Source organism: Allokutzneria sp. NRRL B-24872, from assembly GCF_002155965.1.
Lineage (GTDB): Bacteria > Actinomycetota > Actinomycetes > Mycobacteriales > Pseudonocardiaceae > Allokutzneria.
Genome location: NZ_MUMH01000040.1, coordinates 14,326 through 27,846, shown reverse-complemented (window position 1 = coordinate 27,846; position 13,521 = coordinate 14,326). Strand labels below are relative to the sequence as shown.

19 protein-coding genes are annotated in these 13,521 nt (G+C 68.4%); 11 read left to right on the top strand and 8 right to left on the bottom strand.

The window, feature by feature from the left end:
• Nucleotides 1-710: endonuclease I family protein (locus CCN37_RS11355; protein WP_210407970.1), on the top strand; the 710-nt coding region annotated here is incomplete at its 5' end.
• Here CCN37_RS11355 and CCN37_RS11350 read toward each other — a convergent pair.
• Together CCN37_RS11350 and CCN37_RS11345 are read right to left on the bottom strand one after the other, a co-directional pair.
• On the bottom strand, nucleotides 691-1,065 hold the full coding sequence (locus CCN37_RS11350) for a YchJ family protein (protein ID WP_086820699.1): 375 nt from the start codon (nucleotides 1,063-1,065) through the stop codon (nucleotides 691-693). The genes CCN37_RS11355 and CCN37_RS11350 overlap by 20 nt on opposite strands.
• 16 nt (nucleotides 1,066-1,081) lie before the next feature.
• Nucleotides 1,082-1,678 carry a bifunctional 2-polyprenyl-6-hydroxyphenol methylase/3-demethylubiquinol 3-O-methyltransferase UbiG gene (locus CCN37_RS11345; RefSeq protein WP_168200624.1) on the bottom strand — a complete coding sequence of 199 codons (597 nt, stop codon included), beginning with the start codon at nucleotides 1,676-1,678 and terminating at the stop codon, nucleotides 1,082-1,084.
• A 126-nt stretch (nucleotides 1,679-1,804) separates the two neighbouring features.
• Here CCN37_RS11345 and CCN37_RS11340 point away from each other — a divergent pair, with 126 nt between their 5' ends.
• The 3 genes from CCN37_RS11340 to CCN37_RS11330 are packed head-to-tail and all read left to right on the top strand — an operon-like array spanning nucleotide 1,805 to nucleotide 3,633.
• Nucleotides 1,805-2,266: an NUDIX domain-containing protein gene (locus tag CCN37_RS11340; protein WP_086820688.1), complete on the top strand. Its 462-nt coding sequence runs from the start codon at nucleotides 1,805-1,807 to the stop codon at nucleotides 2,264-2,266.
• Nucleotides 2,267-2,320: 54 nt separating this feature from the next.
• Nucleotides 2,321-2,821, top strand: a complete 501-nt coding sequence (locus CCN37_RS11335) for a hypothetical protein (RefSeq protein WP_086820687.1) — start codon at nucleotides 2,321-2,323, stop codon at nucleotides 2,819-2,821.
• A complete protein-coding gene (locus CCN37_RS11330) occupies nucleotides 2,818-3,633 on the top strand; it encodes a DUF3626 domain-containing protein (RefSeq protein ID WP_086820686.1) in 816 nt (271 codons plus the stop codon). The genes CCN37_RS11335 and CCN37_RS11330 overlap by 4 nt, the downstream gene beginning before the upstream one ends.
• Here the strand turns inward: CCN37_RS11330 and CCN37_RS11325 are convergent.
• A complete protein-coding gene (locus CCN37_RS11325; RefSeq protein WP_246842948.1) occupies nucleotides 3,612-3,992 on the bottom strand; it encodes a VOC family protein in 381 nt (126 codons plus the stop codon). The two genes, CCN37_RS11330 and CCN37_RS11325, sit on opposite strands and share 22 nt — an antisense overlap.
• A 61-nt stretch (nucleotides 3,993-4,053) precedes the next feature.
• Between CCN37_RS11325 and CCN37_RS11320 the strand changes: the two genes are divergently transcribed.
• The gene (locus tag CCN37_RS11320; RefSeq protein ID WP_246842947.1) at nucleotides 4,054-4,404 is read left to right on the top strand and encodes a PadR family transcriptional regulator; all 351 of its coding nucleotides are present in this window, start codon (nucleotides 4,054-4,056) and stop codon (nucleotides 4,402-4,404) included.
• Nucleotides 4,401-4,841: a VOC family protein gene (locus CCN37_RS11315; protein ID WP_086820698.1), complete on the top strand. Its 441-nt coding sequence runs from the start codon at nucleotides 4,401-4,403 to the stop codon at nucleotides 4,839-4,841. Before CCN37_RS11320 ends, CCN37_RS11315 begins: the two co-directional genes overlap by 4 nt.
• On the opposite strand, the gene CCN37_RS11310 is transcribed toward CCN37_RS11315, so the two are convergent.
• From CCN37_RS11310 to CCN37_RS11295, 4 genes are all read right to left on the bottom strand, one after another.
• Nucleotides 4,814-6,751, bottom strand: coding sequence for a UvrD-helicase domain-containing protein (locus tag CCN37_RS11310; protein ID WP_246842946.1), 1,938 nt, complete (start codon nucleotides 6,749-6,751; stop codon nucleotides 4,814-4,816). The two genes, CCN37_RS11315 and CCN37_RS11310, sit on opposite strands and share 28 nt — an antisense overlap.
• A 125-nt stretch (nucleotides 6,752-6,876) precedes the next feature.
• Nucleotides 6,877-7,542 carry a hypothetical protein gene (locus CCN37_RS11305; RefSeq protein WP_086820683.1) on the bottom strand — a complete coding sequence of 222 codons (666 nt, stop codon included), beginning with the start codon at nucleotides 7,540-7,542 and terminating at the stop codon, nucleotides 6,877-6,879.
• 100 nt (nucleotides 7,543-7,642) lie between these two features.
• On the bottom strand, nucleotides 7,643-8,827 hold the full coding sequence (locus CCN37_RS42145) for a S8 family peptidase (protein WP_305764707.1): 1,185 nt from the start codon (nucleotides 8,825-8,827) through the stop codon (nucleotides 7,643-7,645).
• A 196-nt stretch (nucleotides 8,828-9,023) separates the two neighbouring features.
• Complete coding sequence (locus CCN37_RS11295) at nucleotides 9,024-9,581, bottom strand: hypothetical protein (RefSeq protein WP_210407969.1); 558 nt, start codon at nucleotides 9,579-9,581, stop codon at nucleotides 9,024-9,026.
• A gap of 54 nt (nucleotides 9,582-9,635) precedes the next feature.
• Here CCN37_RS11295 and CCN37_RS11290 point away from each other — a divergent pair, with 54 nt between their 5' ends.
• The 3 genes from CCN37_RS11290 (at nucleotide 9,636) to CCN37_RS11280 (ending at nucleotide 11,494) form a co-directional block, all read left to right on the top strand.
• The gene (locus CCN37_RS11290) at nucleotides 9,636-10,469 is read left to right on the top strand and encodes a helix-turn-helix transcriptional regulator (protein ID WP_086820682.1); all 834 of its coding nucleotides are present in this window, start codon (nucleotides 9,636-9,638) and stop codon (nucleotides 10,467-10,469) included.
• A 76-nt stretch (nucleotides 10,470-10,545) separates the two neighbouring features.
• Nucleotides 10,546-11,301 carry a glucose 1-dehydrogenase gene (locus CCN37_RS11285; protein ID WP_086820681.1) on the top strand — a complete coding sequence of 252 codons (756 nt, stop codon included), beginning with the start codon at nucleotides 10,546-10,548 and terminating at the stop codon, nucleotides 11,299-11,301.
• A gap of 22 nt (nucleotides 11,302-11,323) precedes the next feature.
• Nucleotides 11,324-11,494, top strand: coding sequence for a hypothetical protein (locus CCN37_RS11280; RefSeq protein WP_246842945.1), 171 nt, complete (start codon nucleotides 11,324-11,326; stop codon nucleotides 11,492-11,494).
• A gap of 69 nt (nucleotides 11,495-11,563) precedes the next feature.
• Here the strand turns inward: CCN37_RS11280 and CCN37_RS42315 are convergent, their stop codons facing one another.
• Complete coding sequence (locus tag CCN37_RS42315; RefSeq protein ID WP_086820679.1) at nucleotides 11,564-11,845, bottom strand: DUF3892 domain-containing protein; 282 nt, start codon at nucleotides 11,843-11,845, stop codon at nucleotides 11,564-11,566.
• Between the two features lie 395 nt (nucleotides 11,846-12,240).
• Between CCN37_RS42315 and CCN37_RS11270 the strand changes: the two genes are divergently transcribed.
• Both CCN37_RS11270 and CCN37_RS11265 read left to right on the top strand, forming a co-directional pair.
• On the top strand, nucleotides 12,241-12,693 hold the full coding sequence (locus CCN37_RS11270; RefSeq protein WP_143261557.1) for a hypothetical protein: 453 nt from the start codon (nucleotides 12,241-12,243) through the stop codon (nucleotides 12,691-12,693).
• 143 nt (nucleotides 12,694-12,836) lie between these two features.
• Complete coding sequence (locus tag CCN37_RS11265) at nucleotides 12,837-13,394, top strand: hypothetical protein (RefSeq protein ID WP_143261556.1); 558 nt, start codon at nucleotides 12,837-12,839, stop codon at nucleotides 13,392-13,394.
• The last annotated feature ends 127 nt before the right edge of the window (nucleotides 13,395-13,521 follow it).

Genomic DNA, 13,521 nt, shown 5'->3' with positions numbered 1-13,521 from the left:
CCACGACGCCGCCCCCGGTCGGCGCGGACGACTACTACAAGGACGCGATCGGCAAGACCGGCCCCGCGTTGAAGACCGCGCTGCACACGATCATCAAGACCAACACCAAGCTCTCCTACGACCAGGTGTGGGAAGCGCTCAAGGTCACCGACGAGGACCCGGCCAACAGCGCCAACGTGATGCTGTTCTACGAGAAGCGCTCGGTGGCCAAGAGCACCAGCGGCGGCAACCCCGACGACTGGAACCGCGAGCACGTCTGGGCGAAGTCGCACGGCAACTTCGGCACCGCGACCGGGCCCGGCACCGACATCCACCACCTGCGCCCGACCGACGTCTCGGTGAACGCCACGCGCGGCAGCAAGGACTTCGACATGGGCGGCTCGCCCGTCACCGAGGCGCCGGACAACCGCACCGACGGTGACTCGTGGGAGCCCGCGGACTACGCCAAGGGCGACGTCGCTCGGATGATCTTCTACATGGCGGTGCGCTACGCGGGTGGCGACGGCTTCCCGGACCTCGAGGTCAACGACCTGGTCAACAACGGCTCGAACCCGTTCATGGGCAAGCTGTCGGTGCTGAAGCAGTGGAACGAGCAGGACCCGCCGGACGCGTTCGAGAAGAAGCGCAACCAGCTCATCTTCGACCGCTTCCAGCGCAACAGGAACCCGTTCATCGACCACCCCGAGTGGGTCAGGTCGATCTGGGCCTGACGTACACCCACAGCCCGTCGACGCGGACGAAGTCGCTGTTCTCGTGCAGTTCGCCCGCGCGCCCTCGGACGCGGTAGCTCGCGACGAACTCGACGGTGCCCTCGGTGTGGAACACCCCGCCGCCGGAGGTGGACAGGATCTCCAGTCCCGTCCACCGCTGGCGCGGTTCGAAGTCCACTGTGGACGGACGAGTTGCCTGGTGCCAGGTGCGCAGCAGGTATGCCTCGTCGGAGACGGCGAAGGCGCTGTAGCGCGAGCGCATCAGCCGCTCGGCCGTCGACGCGGCGGCGGCTCCGGAGTGCAGGGCGCCGCAGCACTCGTCGTAGGACTTGTCGAGCCCGCACGGGCAGGTCATGGCCACGCCCTGATTCTCACAGCACGCGCTGGTACACCGACACGCACTTCGGGGAGACCGGGGTGAACGGCCGCTGCGCGTAGTCCTCGTAGCGCTCGGTCAGCCGCAGCGCCACGTTGTGCGCCAGCAGGTCCAGCTCCTCCGGCCGGGGTAGCCGGGTCGGCCCGCCCCAGGACGCCGGATCGGGCAGCGCACCCTCGACGATCAGCCTGCCGTCCGCCGACAGCCGCTGGGCCACCGCGCCGAAGCACTTCGCCCACGCCGCCCGGTCCGGCAGCGCCGCCACCGTGTCGCACGCGATGAGCACGCACCCGAACGGGGCGGTGATCGGCGGCTCGGTCATGCACCCCTCGAACACGGTGACCAGCCGATCGGGGTCCTTCGCCCGCAGCCGCGCCAGCATCGACGGGGAGTCGTCGACCCCGTAGGCGCGCACCCCCGCCTTCGCCAGCGGGATCGCCAGGCGACCCGTCCCGACACCCAGTTCCAGCAGGACCCCGGGATCAGCCCTGGTCCGGACGAAGTCAACGAGCGTGGGGAGGTCGTCCCGGTCCGCGTGCGGCCGGTCGTTGGCCCGCGCGAACGCCTCGCCGTGGCCGGTTCTGGTGGACAACCGCTCTCCTCGTCCCTCGGACCGCTGATCTTGATCGTGGCGGCCCGGGGGCGCGGTTGACAATTCCCCCTCACTGGATCGTGGTCACCTCGCTGAGTTCTCCGTCACACGTGGTTAGCTCGGCCCATGGTGCGGCGAAGCGCGGGAATCCTGGTGTTCCGCTCGGCGGAGGAGGGGACCGAGGTGCTCCTCGGTCACATGGGCGGCCCCTTCTGGGCGCGCAAGGACGCGGGCGCGTGGTCGCTGCCCAAGGGTGAGCTCGGCGAGGACGAGGAGCCGGAAGCCGCGGCCCGGCGCGAGTTCGCCGAGGAACTGGGTCTCGCCGTGCCGGAGGGCGAGCTCGTTCCGCTCGGTGAGGTGAAGCAGTCCGGCGGCAAGCACGTCACCGCGTGGGCCGTGCGCGGCGACCTCGACCCCGCCGACGTCGTTCCCGGCACGTTCACCATGGAGTGGCCAAGGGGCTCCGGCGCCATGCGCGAGTTCCCCGAGGTGGACCGCGTCGCCTGGTTCGCCCTCGCCGAGGCCAGGGCGAAAATCGTTGGTGGACAACGCGTTTTCCTGGACCGCCTGGAAGAGGTCCTGGACTGAGCGGTGAACGGCGGCTCTGGTAGGAACGGGGCTCGCCCGCCCTTGGAGGAGACGATGACCGACTGCGTTGTGGACGCGCGCGGCGACGAGGTCGCCATCTGGCACGTGCACACCGGTTTCGACACGGGCATGCCCCGGCTCACGGGTGCGTGGGTGCTGTCGGTGCGCGAGGTCGCGAAGATCGAGCTGCTGGTGCGCGGGCGCAGGGTGCTGGCGACGGCGGCGGGGGAGAAGGCGTTGCGGCGGCTCGGCGTGCGGGTCGAGGCGCACATCGACCCGGATGCCACGCTCAAGGGCTTCGCGGCGTTGTGCGAAGAACTCCAGGCGGTCTACGACGCGCTGGAGAAGAAGCCGAAGCAGCCGAGCTGGCCGACGCTGCCCCAGCCGTTGGACATGTCGGCGCTGGGCGCGGAGCCCGCGTTGACGGTCGCCAGGTGGCTGGAGCGGATGGCGATCGTCTGGGACGAGATCGAGGGCGAGCGCTCGACCCGCAAGTACCTGCCCCACGGCCGCGAGCGGCGCCCGGTCGCGCTGGCGGTGCGCGGGGCAGGGTGAGGACTCCGCAGGAGCGGGCGCTCGCCGACGTCGCGGAGCGCTCGGCCGGGCCGCCGCTGGACGCGGAGTTGCGGGTGAACCTGCACTTTCACCCCGACCGCGTGCTGGAATCCCTTGTCCGGGAAGGGATCTACCGCTCGCAGTTCGAGACGGGGACCAGCGGCGGCGGCCTGACCGCGCATCCCGGCGGAGATCGCTGGCGCTGGGAGAGCCGCATTTTCGGCGCCGCGTACGACAATGCGGCTCCGGCGGAGCGGCCGAAGTACGGAGCGCTCAACTTCCGGCGACGAGCCGCGGGGGCCGCAGTTCGGTTTGGTTCCGCGTACTTTCGGCTCGCTCCGGACGTCAACCGCCGCAGCACGTTCTGCTACCCGGACAGCGTCTTCGAGCCGGTGGACTTCGGCGTGGCTGCGCGGATGTCGTTGGTGGCGAAGGCGAAGGCCGACCACAAGGACCTGCTCGACGACTACGTGGAGGCACACGTCCACGGCCCGGTCACCCTGGCGACCGACGTCGAAGCCCTCGTGCTGGACCCGTGCTTCCGCGGCACAGAAGTCGACCGGCTGGCCGCCGAACTGCCCTGTCCGGTGGAGTGGCACCACGGCTTCCGGCTCGACGTCGAAGTCCTCCGCGAGCACGCGGACTACCGGGGAGCCGAGGTCGTCGAACTCGGCGAATCCCTTGCGCGGTCAGGATTCGTCGACGCGCGTGTCATCGGCGACGCGGCTCGTGCCGGGCGGTGCGACGCACAGCGGCTGAAGCGCTTGTGGCATTGCACCGCCCGCTTCGGCTACCCCTGGTTGAGCGCGTAACGCGTGCCGTCCTGGTCCTCGAACAGCGACCACCAGCCCCACGGCTGCTGCACCGGCGGCTGCGGGAAGCGCACACCGCGCTCGACCAGCTCGACGTAGGTCTTCTCGATGTCCTCGCAGGTGAAGAACACGTTGGAGTGCGGGAGCTCGGCCGGCACGGGGCGATCGCCCGCGCGGTCCGGGCTCTTGCCGTCCAGCACCAGGGTCACGCCGCTGGGGGAGCGCACCTCCAGCCAGCGCGCGCCCTCGCCGTACTCGGCGTCGGTCTCCACCGCGAAACCCATGCGCCCCACCCAGAACTCCTTGGCCGAGTCGCAGTCCCGCACGGTCAGCACGACCTTGCTCACACCCGTGATCACGTCGAACCCCTCCTTGTATATCCATTATGGATACAACGAGGCCGGACTGTATCCTTCGGGGGTGAGTTCCGCAACGGCACCGCTGACCCCGGCGGCCTTCCAGGTGCTGCTCGCGCTCGCGGGCGGCGCAGGGCACGGCTACGGCGTGATGACCTTCGTCGAGCAGACCTCCGGCGGCGCGGTCAAGCTCGGCCCCGGCACCCTGTACCGGACGCTCGCGCGGCTGGTCGCCGACGGGCTCGTCACCGAGACCGAGGGTGTCGACCCCGACGCCCCGCACGACGCGCGCCGCCGCTACTACGAGCTGACCGCGCTCGGCGGGCAGGCCGTGCGCAGGGAGGCCGAACTGCTGGCCGCCTTCGTCGAGGCCGCCAGGACCGCGGGCCTGCTCGCCGAGCGGAAGTGCGCGTGAGCACCCGCCCGACCGGCTTCGCGCCGCACCTGTTCGTCAAGGACACCGAGGCCGCGATCGCCTTCTACGCCAAGGTCTTCCAGGCCCACGAGCTGTGGCGCAACCGGCTGCCCGACGGCACGATCCTGTTCGTCGAGCTGGCCATCGGCGACCACCGCCTGCTGATCAGCGAGGAGACGCCGTCGCTGGACGCCCTCGCCCCGCCCACCATCGGCGGCAGCCCGGTGCAGCTGCACGTGGAGGTCGAGGACGTCGACACCGTGCACCGCAGGGCTCGCTGGGCGGGCGCCGAGGAGGAGATCCCGCTCCAGGAAGCCTTCTGGGGCGAGCGGTTCTGCGCGTTCCGCGACCCGTTCGGGCACCGCTGGGCCGTCTCGACGGCGCGCGAGCAGCTGAGCCCCGAAGAGATCTACGGCCGCACACCGCCGGAGGTCTGAGCCCGCACCACACCCCACCACAGGTGATCTCGCGCCCGCGTCGCGGCGACGAGGTGCTGGCGCCCCTGGAGTTCCTCGTCGTCCACAGTGGACTGTTCGAGGTGGACGGCGAGAACCGCCTGGAACTCCACGCCCTTCGCCCGGAGCACCGTGCCGATCTTCAGCTTGCCGTTGGGCTCGCCGTCGTAGGACTCCAGGTCGTGGTACGGGATCTTCGCCTTGTGCAGCACCTCCTTGCACCGCTTGAGCGCGTTGTGCTGGAACACGATCACGGCCGCGTCTCCCAGCGGCACCGGCAGGGCGCGGATCACCTTGAGCAGCTCGTCCGCGAACTCCTTCTCCGACCCCGTCCAGGAACGAGTCGTGCCGCCCGGATTCGCGCACTCCGCGTCGCGCAAAGCGACTCCGGCGGCTCCGTCCAAGTCGTCGACGTGGTTCTTCGCGTCGAAACCCTGCGCGAAGGACAGCACCTTGTCCCGGTTGCGGTAGTTCACCTTCAGCACTTCTCCGCGCCCCTGGATGGCGATTCCCGCGTCGGACAGGCGCCAACCGCCGGCATAGACCTGCTGCTGTCCGTCTCCCACCAGGAGAAGCCGGTTCTGGCCCTCGCCCGCCAACGCGTTCAGCATGCGCAGTCCGGCGAGCGTGATGTCCTGCACCTCGTCGACGACCACCGCCGCGTAGGGTTTGGCGAGCGGTTCGCGGCGCAGCTCCGCCAGCGCCAGATCAATGATGTCGGCGTGGTCGTGCAGCCCCTTTTCCGCCAGTTTGTGTTGATAGGTCTCGAAGAACTGCCACACCAGCTGCTTCTGGCTCGGGTGGAGGCGCAGAACGCGTCCGGGACGATCCACCTTGGCGTACTCGGCGAACGTGGTGAGCCCTCTGCCCTTGATGACCCTGCCGATCTCGTCGTTCCAGTAGTGCGGGTTGGGGTTCAACGGTGCCAGCGAATCACGGTGCTCCACCCAGGCACTGCTGCGCGCGTTGGAGACGCTTCTGCTGTCGAGGTTCACCGCCACTTTCCGCTTGGCCAGAAAATCGCGCGCCCACGCGTGCTGGTGGACGAACTCCGCGCGCTCGGAGAGCTCCGGTGCGAGTCTGCGGAAGGTGTTGCGGTGTACCGGAGGAAGGGACCGGACGAACGTGGTGAACAACAGCGGTCCGGTGGAACGCCTTGCCAGGTAACGGAGTCTGTGCAGCGCCACCACGGTCTTGCCCGTTCCCGCCGGGCCGCTGATCCGCGCGGGTCCGTTGTAGTTGCGCGTGGCCACCGCCTGCTGGTGCGGGTGCAGAAAGGTCCTCCAGGATTCGAAGGTGCCTTCCTGCGCGTTCGTCAGGTGGTCTTCTTCGAGTTCGGCGGCGTCGAGCAGGCCGACCTGTTCGGCGGCGCGCTCCGGCGGCGCGACGCGCATTTCCTCGTAGCCGTTCAGGCGAGTGCCGAGCTGGTCGGCGATCGCCTCCACCTGGCGCTTGGTGAGGTGGTCGAGCTCGCGCTGGAAGAGCTTCTGCAAGGTGGCGGCCGTCAAGCAGCGGAACGCCCCGTTGTTCCTATCAGGTGCGGAACCCCCGGGCTTGACCAGCACGAAGTGCACAGCGCTGGGTGTGAGAGCTTGAGCGCCGGGACCGCGAATGCCGGCGCACCGTCCTTCCGCGTGCCGCATAACGGCTTCTCCCGCCGGGGCGGTCTCGCTCACGACGATCGCGGAAACCCCGTTGCGTCCGACCAGGAAGGCGTCCGCGCCGGTTCGCGCTGAATCCCGGCGGACGAAGAGCCGCCAGCCCTCGGCGGTCTTCGCGAGAAGCGCGACGAAGATCTGGCGTTCCTCTGGCCGCAAGCCCGGCATGGCGGCCGTCAGCACCTCGTCCGCTTTCCGCTCCACCTGTCGCCGTGCCTGGTTGGTCAGGACCACGATTCCCCCTTTGTTCTTGTTCACCCCTGTTCAGCACGGTAGGCAGCGGTGGTCGCGGAAAGCAGGGGAATGCGGCCTGTCGTGTAGGGGAACAGCCTGACGAATCGTCCTCCAACGGTGTTGACTCAAGGGTGCGGCAGGTAGGAGGAGACCTCCGCGATCACCTTGAGCGCTTCGCCGTCGACTTTTCCCTTGGCGCACTCGGCCTCCGCGATGGTGACCGTGCTTCCGCTGCGGCGGGATCCGTAGTGGTCGGCGGTGAACCGAACGCCCGCCATGCCCAGCAGCGAACTGGCCAGCGGCGTGATGTCACCGTTGCCGTGGACCTTGTGAAGCCGCTCGAAGCTCTCCGCGTGACCGCGCGTGTGGAAGCGGACCCACGCCACGGACACCACAGCGGCGTTGCCCTCGTCGTCGCCGACCGCGAAGAGCCTGCGCTCCAACGATGTGCACGGCGTTCGGATGAGGAACCCGCGGATCTCCCCGAAGGAGTTGATCACGCAGTTCAGGTCGCTCTTCGCGTGCTTCTTCAGTTCGCGCAGCCCCATGCGGCGCCAGGCCTGCTGCGCGTTGCCGCTCTGCGCGGCCTTGGTGCCGTCGGCCTTCTTCGAGCTGATGTTGCGCAGCGCCGCCGACTCGGCCGCCGTGCTGCCGCTGAGGGCGCCACCCGCGCCGATGCCTCCGCCTCCGACGACGAGCGCGCCCGCTGCGGCCATCGCCACGACGACGGGGGACTTCTTGGTACCCGGGTCCGAACCGCCCCCGGCACCGCCGATTCTTCTGTCAGCCATGTGGCGTCAACGGAACAGGGGACTACCCATGACGCGGAAACCCTGACGGCTCAGGCAGATGCCAGGAGCCCCGCGCTTGGGCACGGGGCTCCTGGACCCCTTACAGGCCTGCGGTGAACAGCAGGCGGTTGACGGTGCCACCGGTGGCGCCACCGTTGACCACGTTCGGCGTGGCGTTGGCGTTCAGCCAGTCGTGCACGGTCTTGGCCGGAGCGTCACCGTTCTTGGACTTGTACAGCGCGGCGACACCCGCGACGTGCGGCGTCGCCATCGAGGTTCCGCTCATCGAGCCGTTCCCGCCGGTGCGCAACGTGGAGATGATGTTGCCGCCGGGCGCGTACAGGTCGACGCACGATCCCGTGCTGGAGAAGGAAGAACGGTCGTCGTCGTTGTCCGAGGAGGCCACCACGGTCGCGGTCTCCACCTTGCGCGGCAGGCGCTCGCAGGAGTTTCCGCTGGTGTTGCCCGCCGAGGTGGCGAGGAAGACCCCGGAGGAGATCATGTTGCGGATCGCGGTCTCCAGCGAGGCCGATGCGGTGAAGTTCCACGAGGTGTTGGCGACGGCGGGCTTCTGGGCGTTCTGGGTGACCCAGTTGATCGCGTTGAGCGCTGAGGTGGTGGTGGCCCCACCCGAGCAGTTCATCATCTTCACGCCGTGCAGGCGGACACCCTTGGCGACGCCGTAGGTCTTCGAGCCGATGGTGCCCGCCACGTGCGTGCCGTGGCCGTGGCAGTCGGTGTTGTTGGTGTCGACGGCGTTGTGGTCGAAGGTCGCGCGCCCGCCGTAGTCGGGGTGGCTCGGCGTGATGCCCGTGTCGATGATGTAGGCGTGCACGCCGGAACCGTTGACGTTGTAGGTGTAGCTCTTCGACAGCGGCAGGTTCTTCTGGTCGACCCGGTCGATGCCCCAGGACGGCGGGTTGGCCTGCGTCGCGTCCAGCGCGTCGGTGACGAGCACGTCCTGCTCGACGCTCTTGACCGCGGGGTCGCGGCGCAGGGTGCGCAGTTGCTCCGGCGTCAGTGTCGCGGAGAACCCGGTGACGGCGGAGTCGTAGACGGCGTTGGGCACGACGTTCGCCGCCGCCGCGACGCTGGTCGCGCGAGCTCCGGCCTTGGCCGGGTCCAGCAGGACGATGTAGGAGTCCTTGACCGGCTGCACGGTGGCAGAGGCCGCGGTGGAGATCAGCGGTGCTTCGTGCGGCGCCGCGGTCGCGGTGGTCATGGCCAGGGCGCTGATGGTGGCCGCCGCCGAAAGGACGGCGACTCCCTTGCTGACAGGATGCACGTGTTGGCTCCTTTGGGTCACCAACGACCGCGCGCGCCCCGCCGCAGGGTTGACGGGGCAGACCTTCACACGATCGTGGCGCGCTCTTAGCCTGACCAGTCACGACGCTGAGGTCAACACCGGTGATCCATCGCTGTTCACCACCAGGAACCCTCCGATCGGCCCTGGCGAAACCGGTTCATGTTGTGACTCAGCGTCACTGCTGGTCGGTGACCTCCTTGTCCGCGGGCGGCAGCCAGTCCCGCGTCGTCTTGGGAAGGTCCCCGCTGCGCACCCCGAGATCCGTCCGCGCGCAGCGGTAGAACTCGTCGCGGCGGCGACCGGTGACCTCGTAGATGCCGATGAACTCGTCCCGGTCGACGTCCTGACCCCGCGCCACCCAGCTCAGCTTCCAGATCGTCTCGTGCCAGCTCCGCCCCGCGGCGACTGCTTCGGGGGAACCGAGCAGCAGCACCGACTCCCACTTCACCGTGCGCTCGATCTCCGCTTCCGCCAAGGCTTTCAACCCCTCGTCGAGGTCGATCGGCTGCGCGCCCGCCGGGTAGCCCCGCGCCGCCGCGAGCCGGTACGACAACTGCGAACACGTCTTCACCGCGTTGGCGTACTCGCTGTAGGCGTCGAGTCTTTTCTCGTCCCAGCGCGTCGAGTGCGTGCGCCGCCACTTGCTCCGCTCGACCAGCGTGGTGGCGGCGAAGGACATCAAGCCGCCGACGAGGACTCCGACCAGGGTGATGATCTGCTGCACGACGCTCACGCCGAGCAGTCTGGCAGCCGCTTCGAGCACGCGGATCTTGTTACCGTGGAAGGCATGGCAAGCGAGTCCCGCGAGCAGCTCCGCGACTTCCTGCGCAGCCGCCGGGCGCGGCTGAACCCCGCCGACGTCGGCATGCTGGCAGGGGGCAGGCGCAGGACGCCGGGCCTGCGGCGCGAGGAGGTCGCCGTGCTCGCCGGGGTCGGGGTGTCCTGGTACACGTGGCTCGAACAGGGGCGCGACATCACCGTCTCCGCCGAAGTGCTCGACGCCATCAGCACGGCGCTGCGGCTGAGCGAGCCCGAGCGCGAACACCTCTACCTGCTGGCCGGGCTCAACCCGCCGCGCACACGGGTCGCGCGCACCACCGCTGTCACCCAGGAGCTGCGCCAGCTCGTCGACGCGTGGTCCCCGCGCCCCGCGATGCTGCAGGACCGGTACTGGAACGTGTTGGCGGTCAACGATTCCACGCGTGCGGTGTTCGGCTTCGACGAGACCGACCACAACTGCTTGATCACGTTCTTCACCAACGCGCGCTACCGCGACGCGCAGGTCCACTGGACCTCGATCGCCCCCGACGTCGTCGCCGCGTTCCGGGCCGATGCCGCGCACTTCCCCGGCGACCCCGGGTTCACCCGCGTCATCGACGACCTCAGCGCTGTGAGCTCCGAGTTCGTCGAGCTGTGGGCGCGCCACGACGTCGCGGCGCACGCCCAAGCGGTGAAGGCCGCGCACCACCCCGAGGTCGGCGACCTGATCTTCGACAAAACGACCCTGGTGGTTGCCGATCACCCCGACTGGCGGCTTGAGCTGTTCAACCCGCGCCCCGGCACCGAGACCGCTCACCGGGTCGAGCGACTGATGCGCATCCGGCTCGCCGCCCCGGCCTAGCGCTCAGCCTGGTGGTGCCACACCCCGGATAACTCCGCCCTGTTCGCCCCGCGCGCGCCGCCGCAGGCTTGGCACCATGACCCGCTTCGAGAACAAGATCGCGCTCGTCACCGGAGGCACCAGCGGCATGGGCCTCGCCACCGCGCGGCGGCTGCTCGCCGAGGGCGCCCACGTCGTCATCACCGGCCGCGACAAGGCCCGGCTCGACGCCGCCGTCGAGGACCTCGGCAGCGACCGCGTCCTCGCCGTGCGCGGCGACGTGGCCGACCTCGACGACCTCTCCGCGCTCATGGACGCGATCCGCGAGCGCCACGGCCGCCTCGACGTCGTCTTCGCCAACGCCGGGATCGCGTCCTTCCAGCCCGTCGGCGAGGTCACCGAGGCCGAGTTCGACCGCGTCGTGGACATCAACTTCAAGGGTGTGTACTTCACCATCCAGAAGAGCATTCCCTTGCTGTCCAACGATGCCGCCATCGTGATCAACGCTTCGTGGACGCTGCACCGCGGCCTCGTCACCGGCACCCTCTACTCCGCGACCAAGGCCGCCGTGCACAACCTGGCGCACACGCTCGCCGCCGAGCTCGGCCCGCGCGGCATCCGCGTCAACTCCGTGAGCCCCGGCTACATCGAGACCGCCATGTTCCACGCCGCCGTCTCCGACGAGGCCAAGACCGCCGTCGTCGCCGAGGTCGCCAGCGGCCGCGTCGGCACCTCCGAGGACGTCGCCGACGCCGTGGCCTTCCTGGCCTCCTCGGAAGCGTCCTACGTCAACGGCCAGGACCTGATCATCGACGGCGGCCTCGTCGCGGCGATCCCAGGAGCCCTCCTGTGAATCCGCTGTCATGATGGGCGCCGTGGAGGTACAACGTGTCGTGCGGGACGGTGACGAGGCCAGCGAGCTGGTTGAGCGGCATGGACAACTGCCCCGCGTCAGCTACGCGGACGTACGCCAAGAGGCCGACGAGTTCTTCGGTGGCGCCGATCGCATCGGAGTCGAAGATCCGTGGGAGCGCGCGTCCCGCTGAATGAGCGCCGTAGTGGGACGCAGCGAGCAGGGCCGTCCGAACGGCCGCTGCTCGCCACAAACCGCGTCGCTAACTGAATTGAGGCAGGTTGTCCAAGTTGTTGTGGACAGTGGCGTCGGGGGCGGACCGGAGCGTTTTCTTGGTGCAACCGCAGTCGAACTTCCGGACGTCTGCTCGGAGGCCGTGGGCGTAGGTGTAGAAGGTGTCTCCCTGGCTCATCCGCCAGTGCACGTCCGAGACCGACAGAATCTGGCCAGACGGAGAAGAGCCGTCGCCGACTCCGACTGCCTCGATGTGGCCGCCCGCCCCGCATGGGCGCTGCTTGGTGCTTACGATGCGAAATGTAGCCATAGCGTCTCCAGGTTGTTGTGCGTGGCTCCCTCATTGTTGAGGGTGATAGGTGGTTCGGTGTCGATCTCTGTTTTGTTAGCTCGTTCCTGGTAGCGGCCCGGTTTCGGTAAGGTTGCTTCTCGGGGTAAAAATTGGCATGTGCCTGAATTGGTGACGTTGTGTCCGACGGTGGTAACGAGTTGTCGCCTGGTTTCGATTGCAAGCGCAACGGCGTCGAAAGAGGAAACATGCGAATTGTGATCACTGCTCTTGTGGGTGCCCTGAGCGTTCTCGTGGCGGGGTGTGGTGCGTCGGGTGCTGGGGAGGGGCGTACGAGCACGGTGCCCACTGCGCCGACGACCGCTGTCACGACCACCGCGCCGAGCGCGAGAAGTGGTGCCACGTTCGCCGCGTCCGTGAATGACGTTCTCGCGCAGATCAACCTTCAGCTGCCGCTCATTGCCGAAGGGGCGACGAAGCTGCCCACCTCAGTGGTCAGGGACGGCGTTTTCGGGGGAGCGGTAACGCGAAGCGCTGAGATCTATCTGCTGTCCTCGGCGGGGCACGCGTTCAGTCCGCTGCGGGCGGCCACGGTGCGGGTGAGCGGCTCCGGTGGCACGGTTCAAACTCCTGCTCGACTGCTGAGCGGCATCGGAGTGTCGCTGTTCGCTCTCGACGTTGATGCTGTCGATGCCTTCAGGCGGGACGCGCTGCCCCGCCTGTCGTTGATTGCGGAAACCCGCACCAAGATCACGGTTGGCAGCTACTACGACCTCACCGTCACGGTGTTGAGCCCCTCCAGTCTCGCGTTCGTCTTCACGCCGGTTGGCGTAGTCCCGCCGCCTGGCGCGGAGAGCCTTGGAGTGTGACTGCGCCATGTACGAACGGGCAGCAAACAGGGCGGCTCAAAGAGTGTTGTAGTTGCCCCTTCAGGTTGCGGCCCTTGTCGGTTTTCCTTGGCGGCTTACTCTGAGTTCGACCGCGTTCTGTCTGTAAAATAGGGGGACTCGACATGGAATCTGGAAGAATTCGGCGCGTATTACTGGGAATCGTGTCGGTCGTGCTGCTGACGTGCAGCGTGGCCACGGGGAGCGCGGCCGCCACGTCGCAGATCCCCGTCGAGACCCCGCCCGCGGGCGCCGCGCCGCAGAAGGTCGCGCCCAGTGGTGACGTCAGCAAGATGCTCTGCGCTGGTCATCCTCCTGAGTACGGCAAGTGGGTCAACGCCGATCCGAACGCCACCGGTATCGCGCGGACCGAGCTGCAGGACTGCCTTTCCGTGACCGTGTGCGAGGGCAGCGTCTGTCACATCGTGCACGACGCGGGCTGGGCGATGCGCGTGTTCGGAAAGTGCTCGCCGACGAACTGCGACTGGGGTTGGAGCAACTCCGAGTTCCGCATGTCGTCCGGCCACATTCACGGTTTCTACGACCACGGATTCGCGAAGCGTCACGTCTACGCGAAGATGTCGCAGTACCGGCCGGGCCAGTTGTGGGTCTTCTGGCGAACCGACTTCGTCGACCCGGCCCGCCCGGACTACGAGGTCCAGGAATGGTTCTACCGCGTCTGACCGTTCACGCCGGGATGACCCTCGGGTCATCCCGGCTCGGCGATATCCAAGGTTGGATTGCGAAGTCCTCGTGCTTACCCGGCATCCTCGGTCAGCCGGACGAGTTCATCGCTGTGATCACCGTTGT